This window comes from Sphingobacterium sp. UBA3519, from assembly GCF_002377215.1.
GTDB classification, from domain to species: domain Bacteria; phylum Bacteroidota; class Bacteroidia; order Sphingobacteriales; family Sphingobacteriaceae; genus Sphingobacterium; species Sphingobacterium multivorum.
In genome coordinates, this window is record NZ_DFPI01000010.1 from 326,376 (window position 1) to 351,840 (window position 25,465).

General features: G+C 39.7%; 11 protein-coding genes. All 11 read right to left on the reverse strand.

Annotated features, from left to right (window positions below):
- Nucleotides 1-276: 276 nt before the first annotated feature.
- Complete coding sequence (locus B3297_RS05370) at nt 277-729, reverse strand: ABC transporter permease (protein WP_201303468.1); 453 nt, start codon at nt 727-729, stop codon at nt 277-279.
- 33 nt (nt 730-762) lie between these two features.
- The gene (locus tag B3297_RS05375; RefSeq protein WP_115047335.1) at nt 763-3,153 is read right to left on the reverse strand and encodes an ABC transporter permease; all 2,391 of its coding nucleotides are present in this window, start codon (nt 3,151-3,153) and stop codon (nt 763-765) included.
- A gap of 51 nt (nt 3,154-3,204) precedes the next feature.
- Nucleotides 3,205-5,598, reverse strand: a complete 2,394-nt coding sequence (locus tag B3297_RS05380; protein WP_286778541.1) for an ABC transporter permease — start codon at nt 5,596-5,598, stop codon at nt 3,205-3,207.
- Nucleotides 5,599-5,698: 100 nt separating this feature from the next.
- A complete protein-coding gene (locus B3297_RS05385) occupies nt 5,699-8,089 on the reverse strand; it encodes an ABC transporter permease (RefSeq protein ID WP_286778542.1) in 2,391 nt (796 codons plus the stop codon).
- A 215-nt stretch (nt 8,090-8,304) separates the two neighbouring features.
- On the reverse strand, nt 8,305-10,668 hold the full coding sequence (locus B3297_RS05390; RefSeq protein ID WP_070566253.1) for an FtsX-like permease family protein: 2,364 nt from the start codon (nt 10,666-10,668) through the stop codon (nt 8,305-8,307).
- Nucleotides 10,669-10,701: 33 nt separating this feature from the next.
- Nucleotides 10,702-13,083, reverse strand: a complete 2,382-nt coding sequence (locus B3297_RS05395; RefSeq protein WP_286778543.1) for an ABC transporter permease — start codon at nt 13,081-13,083, stop codon at nt 10,702-10,704.
- A gap of 69 nt (nt 13,084-13,152) precedes the next feature.
- Nucleotides 13,153-15,561: an ABC transporter permease gene (locus B3297_RS05400; protein WP_286709818.1), complete on the reverse strand. Its 2,409-nt coding sequence runs from the start codon at nt 15,559-15,561 to the stop codon at nt 13,153-13,155.
- Between the two features lie 45 nt (nt 15,562-15,606).
- Nucleotides 15,607-18,078: an ABC transporter permease gene (locus B3297_RS05405; protein ID WP_115047347.1), complete on the reverse strand. Its 2,472-nt coding sequence runs from the start codon at nt 18,076-18,078 to the stop codon at nt 15,607-15,609.
- Nucleotides 18,079-18,112: 34 nt separating this feature from the next.
- Nucleotides 18,113-20,533, reverse strand: coding sequence for an ABC transporter permease (locus B3297_RS05410; RefSeq protein WP_286778544.1), 2,421 nt, complete (start codon nt 20,531-20,533; stop codon nt 18,113-18,115).
- 60 nt (nt 20,534-20,593) lie between these two features.
- Complete coding sequence (locus tag B3297_RS05415) at nt 20,594-22,969, reverse strand: ABC transporter permease (protein ID WP_286778545.1); 2,376 nt, start codon at nt 22,967-22,969, stop codon at nt 20,594-20,596.
- Between the two features lie 48 nt (nt 22,970-23,017).
- Nucleotides 23,018-25,423 (reverse strand): ABC transporter permease, encoded by a 2,406-nt coding sequence (locus B3297_RS05420; RefSeq protein ID WP_083295955.1) that lies wholly within the window; start codon nt 25,421-25,423, stop codon nt 23,018-23,020.
- Nucleotides 25,424-25,465: the final 42 nt, after the last annotated feature.

A 25,465-nucleotide genomic window follows, 5' to 3' on the forward strand; every position in this document is an offset into this window, starting at 1 on the left:
AACATGTTTGTCGAATAGGGTGGCTAAGTTTTTTTCGAGCTTTTCACGTGATGCATTTTTTGAAAGAAGCGCATACGTATAGTATTCGGAGGTCATCCATGAATCTGAACGTGAATCTTCCAGTGCATCCAAAGAGGTAAATACATCAAAATGAAAATGGGAGTTTTGAGGAACATCTTTAATTACGCCAGTGATTTTGAGAATATTTGTATTGTCTTTGATGATGAGGTCTCGACCGACAACATCGTTTGTGCCGAAGTATTTTAAGGCGGTGGATTAGGATATCACTGCAGAATTAGGGGAAGAAATAGCTGTAGACAAATTCCCTTTAATAAAAGGGAATGTGAAAATTTTGAAGAAAGAAGCATCCACGAAAGCCATTTTTTCTTCGTGGAAAACTTTATTATTGACGACAAATAGAGGCGATCCACCTATTCTTAGTCGTGCAGTTTCTTCAACTTCGGGCAGCTCTGACTTCATCGTCGAAGCTACAGGTGGCATTACATGTGCCTCATTGATCGTTCCGCCCTTAACCGTTCCTCTGAAAACAACACGTACAATACGGTCTGCATGCTCGTTGTAACGATCAAAACTAAATTCATCGGTCACATATAAGCTGATCAGAAGGCAGGTTGCAATGCCCATGGCCAACCCAACGATGTTGATAAACGAGGTAGAGAAATTGCGGGTTAAATTTCTCCATGCTATTTTTAAATTATTCTTGATCATATTGAGGCCCCCTCTATTACTATAAATGAATATTTACTCGTTTCGTAAGCTATCTACTGGATTGTTTAGTGCGGCACATATTGTTTGGAAATTGACAGTAATGATGCTGATCAAAAAGATGGCAAGCGCGGCAAGGATAAAGAACCACCATTGCACGCCCACATTGTACGCATAATCTTCAAGCCATTTTTTTGAAAAATACCCCGCTATTGGACTGGCAATAAAAATAGCCAAGGTGGATAAGATGAGATAATCTTTTGAAAAGAGACGTGATATGTCAAGCACTGTAGCGCCTAGTACTTTGCGTATGCCAATTTCTTTAGTACGCTGTTCGAGATTTTGCATAATCAATCCTGTAATTCCTAAGGCGGAGATCAACAATGTCAATGCACTGAATAGGATAAATAATTGCACTTGCTTGTTCTCTTTTTCATATTGTTTTGCAATCAACTCATCTATCCAATGGAAGGAAACGTGTTTATCAGGATAGGTATTTTGTATAATTTGAGATACCGATCGAAAGATTTGTTGTTCTTGTCCTTTCCCTACTTTTATCAGAATATTGCCGCTTCCGTTAAAATCTTTTGCCAAAATTACTGTTGGTACTATTTTGCTACGAAAAGACTCACTATGGAAATCTTTAATGATTCCGACGGGGATAATTTGAAGGTCTTTATACAGGATACCGAGTTTGTTTATCCCAAGCTTTTTTGCCGTACTTTCGGTCACAAGGGCATTATTGATACCTTCATCTTCTCCCAGATCCATTTCAACATGCGTATAATCTTCAGGAGTCAATAATCGACCTTTAACCAGCTGGATTCCCAAAGTCTTGGGCAAATCGACATCGCCACCGATGAAACTGACTTGGATATTTTTCCCTGGATCGTCCTTGTCAACGATTGTCTTGGCAAGGTAGCCTGACCCGATTGTCGGCGTCCAGGCAGCGACGCTGACCGATTCAACCCCAGTAAGTTGACCAATTCGATCTTTTATATTTGTATTTTGTGTACCCTTATTGAAATAGTCGATGTTTAGCACATTTTTGACTTCCATTCCCAAGGGAGCTGCTTGCATATAACTGAGTTGGGACTTGATTGTTATAAGGCCAATGATGACGATAATGGCAATGCTAAACTGTGTAGTGATAAGCATTTTTTTGATAAAGACTTCCGCATGGGGAATTTTTGATAGCTTATTTTTTAAGGCATCTGAACTCTTAATACCAGAGATCAGCCATGCAGGATAAAAACCAATTAGCAGGCCGAGGGCGATTGATGTCGTCATAAAGGCCAATAGCAACGGGAGCTGTATGGATTTAATATAAGCGAGATCATAGCCTATAAAGTGTTCCAGTTGGGACAATCCAAGTCTAAAAAGTACCAAACTACATAACGCAGAAATAAAAAACAGTAGGATTGTTTCTAACAGCATTCGTCTGATCATCTGGGCTCGGCTGGCCCCCAATACTTTATGTATATGAAGTGCTCTTAATTTTTTAACTGTTCTTCCAGCGTAAATATTAATAAAATTGATACAGGAAATAATAAAGACCAAAACGGCAACACCCACAAATATGTTTGTTGTTTTTTGGTTGCCGCTGATATCTGCACTGCCTAATGGCTCCATATATATATCCTGAATAGGCTGCAGGCGAAATGAAGTCACATGTTTTGTGTTAGGACTGAGGTATCCTTTATACCAATGATTTAGTTTCTGCTCGAGATCTATTCTTGGTGTCCCGGGTTTTAGTTGTACAAATTGTTCGGTGTAGTAGCCTGAGCCATCTTTGCTTAATTCCATCGATATTTTGGGGACTAAAGCAATGGCGGAAGCTCTGAGCGTTGAATTATAAGGAAGAATATCCATAACACCCGTGATGATATAATCGGATGGCTTATCGGTATAGGGGTCGGCACTTTGGATGACTTTGCCGATGACATTTTCGTTCTTAAAGTACTTTTCTTTGAATTCTTTGCCGATGAGCAAGTTTGTTTTTCCTTGGACCAGCTGTTTGGGATTGCCTTCGAGAACCTTGATGCTCAACATATCCAAGATATTTATTTCCGACTCCAAAACCTGTATGCCTATGGGCTGTGCTGAGCTTGCATGCGGTTTTAAATAATATTTTCTGGATTCTATCCGAGCCTCATGTTGAATCTCCGGAAATACTTGTTTGAGTTCCGTACTTAAATTAACGAATGTCCTGGACATTTGGCGTTCAAGGCCAGCCGTTGAATCTATCGTGACAATCCGAAAGAGATGATCCGCATTTTTCCAGCTTTTGTCGTACGAATTTTCCTCAATGACAAGAGCGAATACAAGAAGACACAAGGAGAACCCAATACTTAGACCCAAGATATTGATCCAGGTATATTGTCGTTTGACAATGATGCTGCGAAGAGCAAGTTTGAATGAATTCATAGTCTTCTATCTGGTTTTAAGCTATCGAAAAAAATGTTGTTTGACTTTAAGCTACTCATCACGTAAGCTATCGACAGGATTACCCAGTGCAGCCTTAATTGCTTGATAGCTTATCGTGGCCATACTGATCAGAATAGCCAATAGTCCAGCAATGACAAAGTAATACCACTGTATCTCAATTCGATAGCTGTAATCTTGTAACCATTTATCCATGGCCCACCAAGCAATAGGTGTGGCGATAAAAATTGCGACCACAACAAGCTTAATAAAATCGATTGAAAGTAAAGAAGTTACTTGGGTGACACTTGCTCCAAGAACTTTGCGGACAGCAATTTCTTTCAAGCGCGTTTCGGCCATATAGGCGATTAATGCCAATAAACCAAGACAGGATATAAAGATCGTCAATCCTGCAAAGATCATGGCTAGCGTACCTATAGCTTTTGTCTCTTTAAATTTTTCTTCGTAGGTCTTGTCAATGAATTGATATTCAAAAGGATAGTCTGGGTTGAACTTTTTAAAGATGGACTCAATCGTTTTTAAGTTGTCTCCGATGTCATTGTTTGGATTTAAACGATAATGGATCGTTGTAAACCAGGCTTGCGGTCCTAATATCACCATGGGTTTATTGTCTCCAAATGGCGATCCCATAATGAAATCTTTGACCACCCCAACTACGGTCCATTTTGTTCCATCACCATCCACAATGCTATTGACCGGGTTTTTGAGGTGCAAACTTTTTACCGCGGATTCATTTAAAATCAAAGCAGTACTGTCTGTCGCAAACTTGTAAATATCGATATCCCGCCCCTGTATAAGAGTTAGGCCTAGATTTTTTACGGCATCTGCATCGGTACTAAAACGGTTATAGGAAATGCGTTTGTCCTGTTCCGTTGGTGTCCCAGACGTAAATCCCCAGCCATTGCTATAGAAATCGGTTACTGGCGACATATTTTTTGATACAGAAACAACTGCGTTGCTGGCTAGTAATTCGTCGCGTAAAATTTTATAATTCTTTTCTAAGTCACCTTTGATACTGCTATAAAGCAACCCATTTTCATTATAACCACGGTCGCGCTGTTTAGTGTACTGGATTTGTTTGGCGACAATGACCGTTGCGATAATCAATATAATCGCGAGACTGAATTGAATGACCACTAAGATGGAGCGAATACTAAGACCCCTCGTTTTAGAAACGAATTTCCCCTTCAACGTTTTGATAGGTTGAAAGGAAGAAAGGAAAAAGGCGGGATAGGTGCCGGCTAATATACCTGTAAATAAAGCAAAGCCAATTAAAAATAGCCAGGTTGGTAAGTTTAATAACGATAGGCTAAGCTGTTTTCCGACAAGCTCGTTAAAGAATGGCAGGACAATAAAAACAAGTATCGTCGCGAGTACCATGCCGATTAGGCTGATCAATATGCTTTCAACGAGGAACTGCGCCATTAGGCTTGTCTTATTTGCGCCAATTACTTTGCGGACACCGACTTCTTTCGCACGGCGTTCGGAACGTGCCGTACTCAAATTCATAAAATTGATGCTTGCCACCAATAAAATAAATACACCAATCCAAGCAAATAGCTTGACGATATCGATACGTCCGGACGTATAATTTCCTCCTTTTCCGCTATTGTAAAGAAACGAATCGGGATAGGGAAAAGCAAAGATCTCACCCGTATTTCTAGCCGATTGGTAACCGGCAGCCTTATTACTTGCATTGATATGATCTCTCAGATAGGTTCTGATTTTGCTGTTAAACGCGGTAAGTGAGACACCTTTTTTTAGGAGCACATAGGTGGTTAATGAATTATTGCTCCAGTTATCATCCACGTAACCAATTATTTTTGCATATTCAAATGGTAGGAGAATATCAAATTTGAAACTTGAATTACTCGGAAGGTCTTTAAGTACCGCCTGTACGGAAACCTGATTAACAGAGTCTATCCGAACTGATTTTCCAATAGGATCTTCGCTGCCAAATAAAGCCTTGGCATAGATTTCTGTGAGAACAAGGCCTTTAGGGTTATCAAATCTAATATTCTGTTCTCCTTTCACAAAAGGCAAAGAAAACATCTTGAAAAAACCAGGATCGATGAAAACAGTATTTGCGATCAGTTTTTTATCCTTGAATGTCGTTAGAAATTGGCCGCTCTCATTATATCTGGTAAAAGTTTCTATATCTGGAAAATCGGCGGACAAGGAGGGACCTAATATTTTAGGAGTGAAGGCCCAAGCTGATTTATCGCCCTGAAATTCGTCTCGATTACTCAATACATGCAGGCGATCACCCTTTTCATGAAAGCGGTCCATGGTTAACATGTTTTGCAACCAAAGTGCTATAAGTAATGCTCCGGCCATGCCGATCGCCAATCCGATGATGTTAATCAAAGAGAAGGATTTGTTTTTCATCAGGTTGCGCCATGCTATTTTGATATAATTTTTAAGCATATTTGTCGTATTGGTTATTGCTAAATAGAAAAAACTTGAATTTTAAAGGTCCAGCTTGTTATTTATCAGGTGTCTTTATTTTTAATAGCTACTAAAACAATTACTCATCTCTTAAACTATCAACCGGGTTTAGAATCGCAGCTTTTATGGTTTGAAAACTAATGGTGATAAATGATACCAATAATGCGCTTATCGCCGCCACAATAAATACCCACCAGTCTAGCGTGATGTGGTAAGCAAAATTCTCTACCCAGCGGTGCATGGCATACCAGGCTAAGGGTACACTGATCAATACAGCACACAGGACGAGGGCCATAAAGTCAACACTCAATATGTTGACAATCTTGATCGTTGAAGCACCTAATACTTTACGGATACCGATCTCTTTAAAGCGTTGTTGTACAGCATAAGCTGATAGGGCAAAAAGGCCCATACAAGCGATAGCAATTGTAATGATGGAAAATAACTGCATTACCCGTGTTGTTTGCTGATCTTTGAGATATAATTTGTTATAGTCGTCATTGAGAAAATGATATTCAAAGCTGTTTTTTGAATCAATATCTTTGATGACAGCTCTTATCTGCGCAAGAGCATCTTTTATCGGCGACGTCGGATTGAGTCGAATGAAAATATTACCGAAATAATCATATTCAGGAAAAAGCACAATTGGTTTGACTTCGTTATGTAATGACGCAAAGTTAAAACTCGCAACGACTTGTTTGATGCTGCCCTTACGCCCATTCAAGTTGATTTTCTTTCCAATAGCCTGTTCAGGAGTAAAACCCATGGCGGATGCAGCAAGTGTATTCACTATAAAACCATATTCTGGTGAAATAGTGTCTTTTGCGCGCAAAATGTCCGCGTCTGACAACGGTGCACCGGCAACAGATGGAATATGGAAAACGGATACGAAATCTTTTTCAATCGGAATTGCAGTGACATTCATATCAAAATCATTGGGTTGGCCTTCTACTTCACTGATGCTGTAGCCACCTTGGATATTGACGGGGTTGTCATACGAAGCGGTAACCCCCTGGACACTGTTGAGCTGCATTAACTTTTCTTTTAATAGCTGCCTTTCTTTATCTTGCCATCCTCGGCCATCGATGACAAGCATATCAGAGCGATCTAACCCGGTATTCTTAGACTGGATAAAATCCATCTGTCTACTCGCAAATAAGGTACAGATAATAAAAAATATAGAGATACTGAATTGAAAAGTAACGAGCACCTTGCTTAAAGATAGGCCACGTAGTTTTTCAGTTAATTTTCGCTTGAAAATAGAAATAGGCTTTGAACTGGCAATTGAATAGGCTGGCCAGCCACCTGACAAAAGCGTCAGCAAGGCTATGAAAACAAGTAAAATTGTATAAAACCGAGGGTCTGTCCATATGGTTAATTTCATTTCGGCCCCCATAAATGAACTGAACACGGGCAACAAGAGTACCGTAGTCAGAAGGCTAAATACAACAGCTAGAAAAACCATCAGGCTACATTCAAAAAAGAACTGGAAGAATATCGTTTTCTTTGCTGCACCCAAAACTTTCTTGACACCGATTTCTTTCTTGCGTTCAAGCGCATGTGCTAAGACCAAATTTGTAAAATTGATGCAGGTTAAAATAATAAGTGCAGCACCTAATGCCAATAAAATATAGATATAAGTGATGTTTCCCGTACCTGCTGCTTTGGAGTGAAGATGGATATCGGTCAGCTTTTCCAGGACGAATCGAAATTGATAGCCTTGTTTTGTTGCTTCGGCGAATTTTGATTTTGTCATTTGGTCCAATTTCTGTTGGATCGAACCGACCTGATCTTTGTTTTTTAGGAGCGCTATGGTTATATCATTTGCAGATGACCAAGCCATTTCTTTGTAGCGTTCTAATCCTTTGTTGGAAAGGAGCGCAGAGAAGTTCAACTGTGTATTTGTGGGCAAGTCTGCGATGATACCTGTGATTTTCCAGTTGACTTTGTCAATGGATAGTGTCTGACCGATGGCCGACTGATTGGGGAAATATTTCGCTGCGAGATTTTTTGTTAAGACAATCTGATTTGGTTCTGCTAAGGCTGATCGTGAATCACCTTCGAGAAAGGTATAACCTAAAGTTTTAAAAACATTCTGGTCAGCATACAGTAGGCCTTTTTCAGTTATTAGTGCCTCTTTGGATTCTATTTTGCCGCCTTTGGAATAGCCGTATAATCTGGTTGCCTGTTCTACATCCGGAAATTCAGCCTGCAACGTAGGAGCTAAGCCTGTCGGTGTTACGGCAGAATTTACTTCTTCCGTGCTATTGGGTGCTTTATAGGTGAGGCTAATATAAGTCAGGCGGTCCGCATTGGGAAGGAAACGCTCATAACTGGATTCATGATAGATGTACGCTGCCAACAAAAGGAAACATGTTATTCCGATGCTGAGGCCAAACATATTTAAAAGAGAAAATCCTTTGTTTTTTCTGATATTCCGCCAAGCAATTTTAAAATAGTTCTTTAACATGGTTATGAGCATTTATACTGTTAATTAGGCTATATTCTTGTCACTTAGCTCGCTTTAGTAGAAGGCTCCGTTATTCGAAAAATAGCAAAGCCAAGTAGTTCAATTCGTTTGCCATAAATATAATGTATTGATTTTTAGGCTTTTGTTGTGTTTTTATAGCGGTTTTAAATGTTCGGAAACGGACAGTATAGTGTCCGTCCCCGAACAAATTGGTATTATTCGCTTCTTAAGGTTTTTACAGGATTTGCTAATGTTGCTTTAATCGCTTGGTAACTAACGGTTAATAAGGTGATGATTAGGGCGGTTAAGCCTGTGATAGCAAAGACCGTCCATGTAATTGATATGCGGTAGACATAATCTTCGAGCCATGATTCCATTAGCAGATAGGCTAAAGGGGCTGCGAGTAAAAAGCCAATGCCTGTGAGCCAAATGTATTCTGTGGAAAGTAGTCGCCACAAGCCAAGTTCTGATGCGCCCAATACTTTACGAATGCCAATTTCTTTTTCTCGTTGCTCCGTAAGAAAGGAAACCAGCGCGTAGAGACCAAGACATGAAATGAGTATGGCCAACCCTGTAAATAAACTGGTTAAGCTCTTGATCATTTCCATCTGTTGAAACTCTTTGGCATATTCCTGATCCGTAAAGGTATAATCAAAAATAAGATCAGGATCTATGCGGTTGAATGCTGTGGCAATAGCTTTTAGGTTTTGTTTGACATCTTGATTTTCATCCAGTTGAAGCGTGATTTTATTCTTTGGTAAAAATTTTAGAAAATAAGCCGTCGGTGTAATGGATTTGAACGGCGATTCGGACAGCGTGTTCTGGATAATACCCACGATATGGTAATTAATACCGGCACGTGAAAGTTGTTTGCTGTTTAGGTCGGTAACTCCCATAAATTTGGCCGCAGCTTCGTTCAGAATAACAGCTGTTGAATCTGTTTTGAAATCTTTTGAAAAATTGCGTCCTTTTATAAAGTTCCATTGTACAGTATTAGCAAAGTTTTCATCCACGGTGAAGATCCCCATGATCGCACCGTCCCTGGTATCATTGCCCTGCCAATTAAAGCCACCACCCGTTAAGGATAGGTGGTTGACAAAGTTGGAAGAAAGGGAAGCATCTTTAACTAAACGCTGACCGATCAACTCTTTTCTAAGGACATCAAAGTTTTTGACGATAGTTGAATTGGATGAAGTAATGTTTATCAAATTTGAACCTTTATAACCTATTGGGCGGTCCTTGGTATAATGCAGTTGTTGAATCACCAGATAAGTGGATATCATCAGGAAAATAGAAATCGCAAATTGCACGATGACCATTGCCTTTCTACTTCTTGATCCGCCTTTTCGGTTGTTGATCTTACCTTTAAGTGCAAGAATAGGATTAAAGGCCGATAGAAATAATGCCGGATACATACCCGCTAAAAGCCCTATAACGCCTATTCCTAATAAAGAATAGCCATAAAAACGAATATCCGCAAAAGGTATATGCAATGAAGTGTGTGTAATCGTTTTGACCCAAGGCAAAAGCAATGTAGCGAATAGAACAGCGATCAAAAATGCGCAGGCTACCGCTAGGATTGACTCAACAAGAAAGCCTGCAATAAGCTGCCGGCGGTTGACACCAACCGATTTTAAAACCCCGATTTCTTTTCCTCTTTTCAGGCTTCTCGCCGTACTCAAGTTAATAAAATTAATACTGGCCAATAAAATAATGAATACGCTTATCCAAACAAACATCCATACATATTGAATCTGCCCGCCGACGTTCTTTCCATTTTTAAATGAATCGTATAAATGCCATTTGGACATCGCATGTAACAGGATTTCAGGTTTTATATCCGTCAGTTTTTTGTTGATGATATTTGTTAGTTTATTTTCCAAAGCGGGAACAAAGGCAGCATTTTCGATCTTAGCGAAAGTGCTGAAATAACAGCTGGACCAGCTTTCTTCAATACCTTGGTCTTTAGCAAGATAATCGACAAACGGCAATACATAATCTAAGCCATAAAAAGTGTTGTTTTCAGGAATATCTTTATAAACGCCCTGAACAGTATATTGTTCTTTACCATTCAATTGGAGCGTTTTCCCGATAACACTTGTCTGATTGAACAGTCGTTTTGCTAAGGATTCGGAAATTATGATGGTCGATGGATTGCCCGGTGTGGTACTATTTCCTTCTAAAGATTCGAGGGAAAATAATTCGGCGAATTTTCCCATGGCATAGAATCCCGGTGCATTAAGCTTTTTATCACCTACTTTAAGATTGTTGCTTTCCATATTGGTGACCAAAGTGGCATCTGCCATCTCATTTTTGAAATCAGACGCGATTGTTTTGACCAAGGGAATAGGGGTGGAGCGATCAGTAGATTTCTCATCATTGAAGGTTCCAGTCATCATGACCTGATAAATATGTTGATAATTGCTGTAATGCTTATCAAAAGAAAATTGTTTCAGTACCCATAATGTACTTATCAGGGCAACAGTAAACCCCAGTGCTAACCCCAAAATATTTATTGTTGTGTTTAAGGGACTGCGCTTCAAATTTCTCAGCGCTGCTTTTAGGAATAATCGAATCATTTTATGCTGTTGTTTTTGGTTCTCAAATATAAACTATTCATCGTGCAAACTTTTCACAGGATTGGCGTATGCCGCTTTAATGGATTGGAAACTCACCGTAAATAATGCAATAGCAATGGTTATCCCCGCCGCATATAGAAATATGGTGAATGGGAGCGTCGTTCTAAAGGCAAAACCATCGAGCCAATTTATACTGAAATATACAGCAATTGGTATTGCGATGACATTGGCCAAAATGACTAAGAGTAGAAATTCCTTGTTTAATAATTGCATAATGCTAAATACCGTTGCGCCAAGGACCTTTCTGATACCAATTTCTTTGGTCCTAACCTGTGCAGTATAGGTACATAGTCCTAAGAGTCCTAAGCAGGAGATGACGATGGCGATCAGGGCAAAAAAATTGAATAAAGAGCCTTGTTTCTGCTCATTCGTATATTGCTTTTGATAGCTTTCGTCCAGGAAGCTGTAGTTCATAGGCATATCATCATAATAACTTTTCCAGATGTGTTGCAAGGAGTTTAATGCGGATTTTGTACCAGAAGTTGTTGTTTTGATGTATAGCTGCCAGCAATCTTTTGGGCTATATTGAAAGACCATCGGCTCGATCTTTTGTCTAGCGCTCGCATAATTAAAATCTTTTACAACCCCAATAATAGTTCCCGGAACTGTTCGAATGCGTAAACGTGTGCCAATAGGATCTTTTAAACCCATTTCCCGTACTGCCGTTTCATTAAGAATGAAATGTGTTGAATCTGCTATGGAGCCTGTGAAATTACGACCTTGTGTTAGTTTTATCTTAAAAAAGTTGAGTGCAGATTGATCAGAATAGGTCATATTGAACCAGAGATTGGATTTGCTGGGCTTTCCTTCCCAATCGTTGTCTCCAGTTGAAGCTCCACCATAAACCATATCCCGGCCAAGACGGATAACATCATCAATATCCTTGTTTTTTAGAAGTTCGGTTTTGACAGCATCAAAATGTTTGGACATTTTTGGTGCCATAGCAACGGAAATAATATGATCCTTTTCGTAGCCTAAATTTTGATGTTTTATAAAATCCAATTGGCGACCGATAACAATTGTTAAAGTGATAAGGATGATGGAAACAGTGAACTGCAGGACAACCAGTATTTTTCGTGCACTGGAATTTTTTATGGTAAACCGGCCTTTAAGTACTTTAATCGGATCAAATCTCGATAAAAGCAGGGCAGGATATACACTTGTAAGTACAAGTGTTCCTAAAAGCATGAGCAGTAGGCTTATCCATAACGTAGGATTAAAGAGCTGTAGGGAAATCTGCTTCCTCGAGAAATTATTAAACAAAGGGAGGCCAATAAATACTAGCGCAAGTGCCAATGTTGATGCAATGACAAATAGTATGGTTGTTTCCAATATAAATTGGAAAAAAAGTTCCTTTTTACCAGCGCCGATAACTTTACGTATCCCCACTTCTTTTGCGCGCGACAACGACCGTGCAGTAGAAAGATTGATATAGTTAATACTTGCGATAACAAGAATCATAATCGCTACGCCTATAAAAACTCGAACATTGTCAATTCCTGCATCACTACCATCCATTTGGTAGAGATGCACCTTTGCGAGTGCTTGTGTAACGTAGGGGACAGGGGCATCCTCAGGTTTATTCCTTTCGTGTATCGCCTGTAGCTTTTTTGAAACTGTGGCAAGATTTGCATCAGGCCTCAGTTGGAGATAAGTTTCGAATGAAAAATTGGACCAATCTTCATCCATGGAAGATAAAAAGGTCTTATTATCATAGGTCGTTTTGTTTTTAATGTAAGCCTGTTCGTTAAATCTCGAAATGGGGAGCAGAACCTGAAATTGAAAAGTAGAGTTTTCTGGATAATCAGCAATGACACCTGATACAACACAAAGGTCCTCGATACCCAATGTCACAGTTTTTCCAATTGGATTTTCATCACCGAAGTACCGACGTGCCGTACGTTGCGTAAGTACAATGGAATTGTTGTCGGGGAAGGGTTGTTTTGAATTGCCCTGTAGTAGTGGAAAATCGAAAACCGTAAAATAACTGGGGTCTACAAATGCAAAGTTCTTTTCATTAAATCTCTTCTCTTTATATTTAAGTGCAGCATCTCCAATTTTGAAAATACGGACTGCATCCTGGACTTCAGGAATTTCCTTTTTTGCGAAACTTCCTACGGGAGCAATGATGGATCCAAAGATTCGTTTTGATATCCCAGTTCCTCCTTCTATTCCAATTTTGTAGATGGAATGCTGATTTTTATGGAACCGGTCAAAGGACAACTCGTCTTGTATCCACAGCAATAAGAATATCCCCACAACCATTCCTGCTGTTAATCCTAAAATATTAATGGCGCTGTAGAATTTATTAGAAAAAATACTTCGCCACGCGGTTTTGATGAAGTTCTTTATCATTGTTATGGGGTTTTAAGTTCTTAATATATGTTATGCACAGGAGTACGCTTATTGCTTTTACCCGCTGATTTATTCATCCCTTAGACTATTGATCGGATTTGCTTTTGCTGCAAAGACACTTTTGGTTGATAATACAAGACTTGCAAATGCAATCAAGCCCAGTGCAGACAGTCCAAAAATCCAGGGACTTATCGTGGTTCGATAAACAAATTCATTGAGCCAGCTCTGCATAAAATAATAAGCAATTGGAAAGGCTACTAGACAGGCTATTGCAACCAATGATAGCAAATTCCGAAGCAGTAGAAAGGTTATCTGGAAAACAGATGCCCCCAATACTTTACGGATTCCAATTTCCTTTGTGCGTTGATTTGCCGTAAATATGGCTAATCCAAATAAACCTAGGCCAGCAATCAGGATTGAAAGCCCTACTGCCCATGATAGAAGCTTAGAAAGCTGTTTTTCTTGGGTGTAGAAATTTTGGACGACATCATCCAAAAATTTCAGATCCAGTTCGTCGTCTGGAAAGACCGATTTATAATTAGCCGTTATTTTATCAATGGTATTTTTCCAGTTTTCGGGATGCGATTGGTCCAATGCAATATGGAGTACGTATCCTTCCTTACTGCCTGTATACAAGACTGGTTTAACCGCCTGTCGGGCAGAGGCTAGATCAAAATCCTCCATTACACCAACGATGATATTCTGCCCATTTTCGAAAGTTTTACCAATGGCATCCTGGGGATCTTTGATATGCAGTAGCTCAAGTCCTTTTCTATTGATCAGCATTTCACTGGTTGAATCCAGTAAACGTATATTCCTTCCTGCCAGAAGTGGAATTTGATAGACTTCCAAATAATTTTCATCACCTGAGCGGCTATCGAATGTTAGCGATTCCTTTGTTGGCGACTGATCATAAGTGATTCCTGTGGTCATCCAGCCGTTCATCGCGGGTGCAATGTTCCCAAAACTAATCGCTTTGATATCCGGCAATTTTTTGAGCTCATTTTTAAGCACGAGACCTTTCGTAGAATTTTGGAAAGCTCCAGGAATATTGATGTTGACGATCGCGTCTTTCTGAAAACCCATGTCTCGATGGGAGACGTAATTGATCTGCCGCACGACAACGAGTACACAAATCAGAAAAGCCTGAGCTAAGACAAATTGGAAAATAGTCAGTGCTTTGCGGACCCATACGCTTCGGGAAAGATTGGTGTTTTTTCCAAGCTGGTTTTTGAGTGCCAATACAGGAGCGTATCCTGTCAATACCCAAGCTGGATAAAACCCCGCAAGAATGGTGACCACGATAAGCTGTCCGAATAAGAATAAAAGAATAACGGTTTTGTCTAAACGGTCTAAACTTAAGTTTTTGGGAATAAATCCTTCAAAAACATGTAAGAACAAAGGAAGCAATAAAACCGCGAGTATTGTCGCCGATAAGGTAATCAGAAATGTCTCTAGTAAGAATTGTTTAATTAATGTTGCCTTAGAGCTACCCAATGTCTTGCGAATACCCACTTCTTTAGCTCTTTCGATGGATTGTGCTGTGGATAAATTGATAAAATTTACCGCCCCTAGGGCTAACAGGAAGAATGCCAGTAAAATGAGGTTGCGAAGTGCTTCTGGATGAGTCGCTTCATAATTAAATCGCGTGTCGAAATGAACATCAGATAAGGCTTGTAATTCAAGTTTATCGTTGATTTTTTCACCTTCTTTGTATTTGTATTTTTTAAGGAGATTAGCAATATTCCGTTCCAGAAGACGCGGATTGCTGTGTGCTTTTGTCTTGATGAGTACCTGATGTGAATCAGAGATGCTGTTCCAAGCTTCCCAACTATACATCTTCTTTAGGTTGTTGTCTTGGACGATGGTCGCATCAGCGATGAAACTATCAAAATTAAAATCCGAATTATGTTGTGGATTTTCGATTACACCAGCGACCTGAAGTGGGATACTATCTGCATAGATGATGGTTTTGCCAATTACATTTGCAGGCAGTTCTTTTCCATAAAACTTTTCTAGTGTTTTCTGTGTAAGGATAATATTTCCGGATGAATTCAAAGCCTTAGGACTTCCAGCCAACCATTTCGAAGGGAAAATATCGAAGTATTGACTGTTGGTAAAAGCCATCTTTTGCTCTTTTGGAAAAGTTTGGAATTTATCCGTCGCGGTTGAAACTTTTAGTTTGGGAATATGGCTTCGATAAATGGGGGCTACTGCTTCTAAGTTCGGTAATTCCGATTCCATGGTACGAACCAATGGTACGTAAACACCGGCATTTTTAAATTCACCATTATTGACAACACGATAGACCTGTTCTTGATTTGGAACGTGTTTATCAAAACTGTAGTCGTATTGGATCATTAAGAAAATAACCAGCGTCGCCGTAATGCCAATCGCGAGACTGGTGATATTGATAAACGTGATCAACTTATGTTTTTTTAAAAAACGATAGGCTGTTTTAAGTGAATTTCCAATCATTGTTATTTCGTTTTTTGTTAACCCCAATTTGATATTCTAGTGTTGCTATTCGTCCCGTAAGCTATTTACGGGATTTTGGATAGCTGCCTTGATCGATTGAAAACTAATGGTCAGTACCGCCGCAGATAGTGCTAGCCCAGCGCCTAATAGAAAAGGTGTTGCCGTAAGATCGATGCGGTAGTAAAAATCTTCCAGCCACTTGCTACAGGTCCACCAGGTCAAGGGTGCGGCAATAAGAATGCTGATTAAAATAAGCTGTACAAAGTTTTTAGCCAATAAATGAAAGATACTTGGAATACTTGCACCCAAAACTTTACGGATACCGATCTCTTTGCTGCGTTGGAAAGCCGCAAGGGTAATCAGCCCAAAGAGGCCCAAACAACCGATCAAAACAGCAACAATTGTACTCACGTTAATTAATTTGGCCAGATTTTGCTCTTTTTGATAGAGTGACGCAATCGTTTCATCGTAGAACTTTATTTCTATGGGGAGTTCCGGAAAAAACTGCGTATATACTTTGTTGATCGCTTCAATACTGGTTTTCCATTCTTTGCTGTTTCCCGATAGTTTTATATTGAAGGTATAGGCACCACGGCTAAAACTGCGCAAAGCCAAAGGTGTGATCTCTTTATAGAATTCCTGGGCATGAAAATCTTTAATAACGCCAACGATCGGGAAGGTACTGTCTTCTTGACCAATTGACTTCCCAATAGCATCTTGAGGCGAATTGAAACCGAACGCCTTGACAGCAGATTCATTAATAATATAAGCATTGACAGTATCGGATTGTGGTAGATTGGTGCCCGCAATTAACTTCATGTCATAGACAGCGATATAATTCGCATCCGCATTTTTAAAGAAAATATCGGATGAAATTTTCTCTTTTAACGTAGGGTCTTGTCGATGAAACCAAGATGATGAATAATTATTTGATAAGGGCTTGCTGCCGATTGACGCTGCCGAAACACCTTTTATTTTTTGGATCTCATGTAGGAGTGTTTGTTTCTTACTTTGATCCAGTTTTTCCTCATAAAATTTGTTGATGAGCTTGGAAGGTAGATCGAAGGTAACAACAGCATCTTTGTCGAATCCCATATCTTTGTTGAGGGTATAGGAGAGTTGTTGGCCGATAATGAGTGCTGAAACCGTAAAAAATTGAGCAATAAAGAATTGGAATACAATCAATGTTTTCCGAAGGTTGATTTGTGTTTTTCCGATTTGGAACTGCTTGCCGGCACGAAATAAGTTGACAGGCTGTACCTTTTTAATTAACCAAGAAGGATATGCCGAGGAAATTAAAGTCGTTACGGTCAGTAAAATTGCGATAAACAGCATGGATGTCGTCGAACTTGTAAAATCCTTTACTTTCTCCGGAATCATTTCCTGAAAATAGAAAAAGGCCAGTTTCGTCAGAAAGACCGAACAAACAAGTGCAATAGCAATGGTTAAAAGCGATTCAAAAATAATTTGGCTAACCAATTTTCCCTGACTACTTCCCAATGTTTTACGGACACCAATATCTTTACTCCGCGCTGGTATTTGTGCCGTACTAAGATTGATATAGTTGATACAGGCCAAAAGCATCAGAAAAGCAGCTACGGCAATTAACCCATAAATAACGGTTTTGCTTGTTCTTTCTGCGTACCATTCTTTTATGTGTACTGCAAAATGGGAATCTTTTAGTGGCATGACTACGACCTTACGGTTGTAGTCAAACTTCGGTTTTTTTTCCTGGCTGAATTCCTGCCATTTTTTTTGTCCGATCTTATTGATAGCTGCCTGGATTGGAAGGTCTTTTACACCATCTTTTAATCGGATATAAAGTCTGTCAGTACCATTGGTATTCGTCCAGACATTCAGTGGGTAGACTTCTTCTTTAAGCAAGACGAATTCTGTGCCATTGAACTCCGTGTTGAAGCCAAGGTCATCAACAATGCCAGTTACTGTTTTGGGTATACTGTCGTTATAAAAGATGGTTTTACCGATTAAGCCCTGGACAGCCTGGTTTGGGAAATAAATGGCTGCCCTTTTTTTTGTCAATACGATGTCGTTGGCAGTTGAAAATGCTTTCTCTGGTGAACCTGCTAACCATTTGTAGCCAACGAGCTTGAAGTAGTCGCTGGTAGTCTCCGTCACATTGCCTTCAGCCTCATCAAAGTCCTCGACAAGTTTTTGATTTTTTTGTCCCTTGTTGATTGTGACAGATTCCATTTGATAATTTCTGAATGCTGGAGCGACCAGTTCCACGCCCGGAATTTCTTTTCGGATGGCCTGATAAAACGGCTTGGCCAATCCCCCATTGTAATTATCCTTGCCATCATTTTTAAACTGAGAAATGATCCTATAGGTTCGTTCAAGCTGAGGAACTCCAGCTTCAAAACTATACTCATAATTGACAATCTTAAATATGACCCAACATGACGTAATACCGATGGCTAGTCCAATAATATTTAATAGGGAGAATAGTTTATTCTTCCAAAGTTGTCGAATTGCCGATTTTAATAGGAGGTTGTTCATAGCTGGAATATCGTGATGGGATTAAATTATATTGTTATTCGTCTCTTAAACCATCTACAGGATTTGCCTTGGCAGCCTTGAGTGTTTGAAAACTCACCGTTACTAATGCGATAGTGATTGTAGCAAAACCAGCAAAGACAAACATCCACCATTGTGGTTCAATATGGTATGCAAAGTTGTCAAGCCATTTTTTCATCGCCATCCAAGATAGCGGTGTCGCGATGAGGAGCGCTACAGCCAATAACTTGATGAAGTCGGAAGAGAGCAGGAGGATTAAATTATAGATGGATGCACCGAGAACTTTCCGTACACCGATTTCTTTGGTACGCTGTTGGGCTGTATACGTAACAAGTCCCAATAAACCTAAACAGGCAATAAAAAGTGCCAGTCCGGAGAAGGCTGTAAAAAGTCTTCTAAAATTAAAATCCGCTTCATATTGTCGATTGAAATTGTCGTCGAGAAAGCTATATAAAAATGGACGGTTTGGTACAAGTTCATTCCACAGCTTGCCGATTCTGGCAACGGTCTCAGGCTGGTTTACATGTTGGATATTCAAGGTTAAATACCGGCTGCTGCTTGGTTCAAGTCGCAAAGCTAAAGGCTCAATCTTACGGTGTAAAGAAAGGTAATTGAAATCTTTCACTACACCGATAACCGTTCCTTCTCTTCCCCATTGACGAAATTGTTTGCCAATAATATCTTGTGGATTTGAATAGCCCCATTGTTTTGCAGCAGATTCATTGATAACAAGTGAATGGGCCGTATCCGCTGGGAAATCTCTGGAATAGGCACGTCCTGCGGCCATTTGCAGACCAATATTAGGAATAAAGTCAACATCGACTTCATATAAGAAAGGAGCGAATTGACTCATCGTTCCGTTTGCTGACATGATTTCTGTTCCTGCATTTGGAAAAAATGTTCCCGGTACCGTACGTGATGCAGTGACAGACAAAACATCTTTATCTTTTGCTAGTGTAGATTTTATCGCTTCCAGGTTATTGTTTACCTTATCATCGAAATTATAATCTATCACAAGCCGTTGATCTTTTTGAAATCCAAGATTTCGGTGCTGTAATTGATCTAGTTGAGAAAAGACGACGACTGTACCTGCAATGAGCGCAATAGAAAGGCAAAATTGGAAAACAACTAATACGCGACGTAATAATGTACCACCTTTGCTGTTGCTATAACTTCCTTTAAGTACTGCAATCGGTTTGAAATTTGCTAGAATCAACGCGGGATAGCTGGCGGCAAGAAGTCCCGTAAAAATGGTAGTGAATAGGAATATTGCCCAGGTCGTCCCATTTTTCAGGGATGAATAATTGAGGTGTTTGCCCGAGAATGCTTCCAAAAAGGGGAGAAAGGCCATAACGAGCAGTATAGCCAAAATACTACTGACGAATACAAGAACCAATGATTCAGACATAAACTGAAAGATCAGATTGCTTTTGCTTGCTCCTATGGTTTTTCGTACGCCTACTTCCTTTGCTCTTTCCATTGACCTTGATGTAGCCAGATTCATAAAGTTCACACAGGCGATCAGTAAGATGAATCCGCCAATAATGCTGAATATGTATAAATTCTGATAGCTTCCATTGGTACCGGGTTGACGATCTGCAGACGAGTGCATGTAAGCTTGCAGAAGTGGCTCGATATGGAAATTGTATTTTGCATTTGGGTTTTCATTTGTTGGGAGATGCCGCTTGAGAAACTCCGGTATTTTCTGGTCGAACTTTACAGGATCAAAGTCTTTTGAAGCGAGAAAGTATGTGTAGAAGTCTACATAATCCCAGCCTTCTTTATTAAATACGTCTGGCCGTGCTTTTCGGAATGTACTCATCGAGAGCAATGCATCGAACGTAAAGTGTGAATTAGCAGGTACATCGGCCATTACTGCCGTTACAGTATATAGACCTGCGTCAGCACGGCCCGCAGCTAAACCTCCCTCCAGCGTCTTGCCAATGGGATTTTGATCTCCGAAATATTTCTTTGCGGTACTTTCTGTTAATACAACAGAATAGGCGTTTTTTAAAGCTGTATGAGGATCGCCGGCCAAAACCTTCCAACTGAAGACATCAAATGCAGTGGAGTCCATGAAAAATACATTTTCCTCCTGGAATCTTTTATCGCCCTGTTTGAGCAGGATAGATGTTTGACCCGAGAATTGAACAACTTTCTCGATTTCTGGAAAGTCTGCTTTGATAGCATCACCAATAGGTCCATTGCCCCAGATTTGATGCTGCTCTGTGCTGCTAACATCTTTATAGTCGTGTACGATGCGGTAAATCCGCTCTTTGTTTACGTGATATTTATCGTAGGAAAGTTCGTTCTGAACATAAATTGCGATCAATAGGCAACAGGCCAAACCTATTGCAAGGCCAATGATATTGATGGTCGAGTATCCTCTGTTTTTCTGGATATTGCGCCAGGCTATTTTTATATAATTCTTGATCATAGCTTTATTTCTTAAGTGCCAGTGTATACATGCCAATCATCCACTTTCTTATATTCGTTTTTATTCGTCCCTTAAACTATCTACGGGATTGGATAAAGCTGCCCGAACAGCCTGGTAGCTGACGGTAACAATGGCGATCAGCAAGGCCAAAATACCACCGAAGACAAATGTTTGCAGCTCTAGATCTGTTTTATAAGCAAAATTGCTTAACCATTGTTTCATCAGGTAAACCGCTATGGGACAGGCTATCAGAATGGAAATGGAAACGAGTAGCACGAAATTTTTTCCCAATAGCCGGACGACACCAAAGGTGCTAGCTCCAAGAACTTTACGGATGCCGATTTCTTTTATACGCATTTGCACTTCGTGAGTTGCCAATGCAAACAGACCTAAAGCAGATATAAAAATGGCAATACCTGCAAAAACATTGAACAACAAACCTGTACGCTGTTCGGATTTGTATAGACTATCAAATTGTTGATCAATGAAAGTATATTTGAAAGGAGCGTCTGATGGATAGCGGTTATAAACCTTCTCTAAGGCTTTGATAGCCTCAGCGGCTTTTGTGGTACTTGTTTTTACATAAAGCGTGCCCGATCCCCAGCGCGTCCAGAAGACCATTGGACCTATTTTATCTTTGATGGATTTGAAGTGAAAATCTTTCACCACACCGATAATTTGTCCAGGGAAATCGTGGAAACTCATATTGGATCCCACATATGGCGGCTTTAACCCCATTTGTTTTGCTAAGGTCTCGTTGATAATATATCCGGAAGAATCCGCTGGCAGGCCTGTGAAATTTTTCCCCTCAACGAACTGTATATTCATTAACGGAATAAAATCCTTGTCAATTTTGGCTTGCGCTACGATTAGCTTGTTGTCTTTGGATTTGCCAGGCCAATCTATATCGCCCGTGGCATTTCCGAAATCCGTCATGTTGTAAACACTTGAAAGAGAGACTCCTTGTATTGCGTCGTTATTTTTGAGTTCGGTCTGTATGGCGTCCATATGTTTGTAGGCCTCCTCAGGAAGACCAAGTGTAATGACATGATCTCGGTCGTATCCGAGGTTGATCTTTTGGATAAAATCCAGTTGATTGCGGATAACCAAGGTGCATACAATCAGTGTTACAGAAAGTGTAAATTGAAAAACCACCAATATTTTACGCATGGTCGTTGAGGAAACTCCTTTAACTGATTTTCCTTTTAACGAATGAATGGGATTGAATGAGGAAAGTTGTATCGCAGGATATATACTGGATAAGCCTAGTGTGCCGATAATCGCAACACCTATATATAACCATATTGTACTGTTTTGGAAGGAGTAGCTGATTGATTTTTGTGCAATTTGATTGTATCCAGTATGAAGTACAAGGATAAGAATGAAAGCTATTACGAGCGAGCAAAAGAATACAACAACCGTTTCGGTGATAAACTGTAAGAATAGATGGAGACGATTAGCACCGATTATCTTTCGGATGCCAACATCTTTGGCCCGGTCCAATGCCCGTGCAGTACTCAAATTGACATAATTTACTGCACCAATAACCAATAATAAGATTGCAATGATCCCAAAAATTTGCACCATGCGAAGTGTCGATTTATTGCCGTCCGGGGCGATTAAGTGCATGGTTTTTAAAGGATCTAAAACAAAGATGGTTGAATTTTCACCATCGCGGGCTTTGGTATAATTCTCCGAGATAAATTTTCCAATGAGGGTAGGAGAAGCCGTTGGTTTTACTTTGACGTAGGTAGCGAAGCTGTAATTGCCTAAGTCTTCATCGATTGTTTTCCATTTTCCATTACCGCCCCAATTTGTAAACCGTTGTGCATGATAACCTAATGGAATGATCACATTGAATTGCATCGAGGAATTTTGTGGAACATCTTTTAAGATACCGGCTACGGTGAACAGATCTGCACCATAACGGAAGGTCTTTCCAATGGCCTGCTGGCTGCTAAAGAGTTTTTCTGCTGTTGATGCTGTGACCAGTGCCTGTTTATAATTTTCCTGAAAACCTACAAGCGAGCCCTCTTGTAAGGGAAAATGAAACATATTAAAAAAACTGCCATCAACATAATAGATACTCATATCCGTTACAGGGCGTTTCAGCTTATCGTTGACCAAGGTAACATTATAATCCTGTGAAACGCGCGTTGCAAATTCTACGTCGGGTGCATTTTTGGCATAGTTGCCTATAGGGCCGGGAGTTATGCCCCAAATTGCGCCGTTATGTTCTGGATCCAAATGGGAATTTACGGTATATATTGCCTCATAGTTTGGGTGAAATTTATCAAAGCTCTGTTCATCCTGTACCCAAAAAATAATTAATATCGCTGCAGTAAGACTGACCGACAGACCTAATATATTGATAGCGGTATAGAATTTTCTTTTCCTTAATTCTCTAATTGCGGTTATTAAATAATTCTTTATCATAGGGACAGGTGTTAGTTGTATTGTTCATTAATGAGCTTCTTTATCATCTTATTCATCTCTTAAACTATGTACTGGATTTGCACGTGCCGCTTTTATGGATTGGTAGCTCATCGTAAAAAATGCAATAAGTAAGGTTGCGGCAGCCGGAATAATAAACATCCACCAGGATAGCTCTATTTTATACGCAAAATCATCCAACCATTTGTGCATCGCCCACCAAGCAATTGGGGTAGCAATCAAAATAGAAATGAGTATAAGTTTGATATAATCTTTTGATAATAATCCAATAATCCCCAATACCGTGCTTCCCAATACTTTTCGAATACCAATTTCTTTGGTACGTTGTACCGTGGTGATGGTAACCAGACCGATCAATCCCAGGCAGCTGATGAGAATTGTCGTCGATGTAAATAGATTGATAATCTTCGAGAATTTTAGATCACTGCTATAGAGTTCTTTGATTTGCTGATCATAGAAATCATATTTGAATGGGGCTTTTGGATAATATTTTTTCCATTCTTTCTCAATCTGTTTTAAAGTTTCCGTCCAGGTAGTTGAATTACTATTGAGTTTGACGCTTAGTCTGTTTAATTCCCATTTTTTAATAGAGCTCAGCATGACAACAGGTTGAATGGCTGCATGGAGATTTTTTGTGTGAAAATTGTCGGTTACACCCACAATCTGCCGCTGTTTGTCTGTGTACGTGACAAAGCTACCTACAGCATTTTCAGCAGATTTAAAGCCTAACTTTTGAACGGTGGCTAAGTTTAACACGATGCCAGTGCTCGTATCGGCCAACTGCAGCGGGCGGCCAGCAAGCATTTTAAAATTATAGAGCTTAAAGTTATCTTGGTCGACAAATTTCATTTGTACATCAGCTTGTACCTGTCCCGTATCACTTTTCGCAAACAAGGCATTTCCCCAATGATCGTTACTCATGGGCAGATGCCCCAAGGAAGCCTGCTCTACACCTGTGATGTGCTTAATCGCTTGCTTAAAAACAAAAGGATCAACATTACTGTCCTGGTAGCTTTTACTCGGGAAACGTAGGGTAATAATCGCATCCTTATCGAAGCCGGAGTTATTCTGTAGCGCATGTTTCAACTGTAGACCAATGATGCAAGTTGAAATAACAAATAGCTGAGCAATCAAAAATTGAAATATAATGAGCATTTTCCGAAAAGAAAGATTGCCAAATTTGAGACTTTGCGCATTTGAGATTTTAATGACTTCAACAATCTTGACTTTGTTTGTTAGTAAAATCGGGTAACCCGAGGAAATTAAGGTAATCGTGATTGTAAGTGTTGCTAAAAATAGCGATACTCCCCACGGATCGGGATACAACTTGAGCTGATCGGGGATATAGGAGGCTAAAACTGTTTGAATGAGAATAAGTAAAGGCCATGATAAAAGTACCGAAAAAGCCGTAATGCAAAATGTTTCCAACAAAAAGGACTTTGTAATTCTTTTCTGGCTTTCTCCTAATGTCTTTCTGATACCAATCTCTTTAGCGCGTTGTGGGATTTGGGCGGTAGCGAGATTGATGTAATTGACACAGGCGAGTAGAAGCAAAAATATACCTATGCCGATTAGGCCATACATTATTTTCTTATTAACATTATTTTGCGCGTAAGAAGTAAAATGTAAGTCTTTTAAAGGTACTGTGTTTACATGCATTTTAAACCCAAACTTGTCAAATTCGGCATGCGTCATCTCATAGGCCTTTTTATCGGCTGTCTTTATGAGGTTAGGAAGGGAAGCCGATGATTTTACCTTAATAAAGAGCTGCCAATTTGAATTTGAATTGTTCCAGTTTGTGCTATTCCATTCCTTTTCTGGAATCTGGATAAATTCTTTACCCAAAAAGCTGCTTGGATGGGCTAGATCTTTTACAATGCCGGTGACATTGTATAATGTACTATCATAGGACAAAGTCTGTCCTATGATTTGGTCTATTGACCTGTTTGGGAAATACAATTTAGCCCGCGATTCTGTCAGGATGACTTCATGGCTATTTTTTAGTATATTCCTTTGGTCGCCAGCTAACCAAACATAAGGTGTCATTTTGAAATAGTCTCCCGTGGTACCGATGATATCGGGTTGATCTTCAAACTCTATTTTCTGCGTGTCGCCAATATTACTGACACGTTCGAAGTATTGTTTAAAGATGGGTACAGTCAGTTCAACACTAACAAAGTTTTCCTTAATATATGCCGGTAATGGTGCGGGAACACCATCGAAATGATCTAATTTATCCTTTTCTTCATAGGAGGTATGGACCTTGTAAATCTGCTCACTTTTCGGATGATGCTGATCAAAACTAAATTCATAATTGACGATACGGAAAATAAGCCAACAGGCACTTATTCCGATGGCAAGCCCAAATACATTTAAAAATGTGAAAAGACGGTTACGCCATAGTTGTCTGAAAATTAATTTAATCGTGCTCATCATTTACAGGTTATTAGGATAAATATCTTGGTTATATATGTGTGT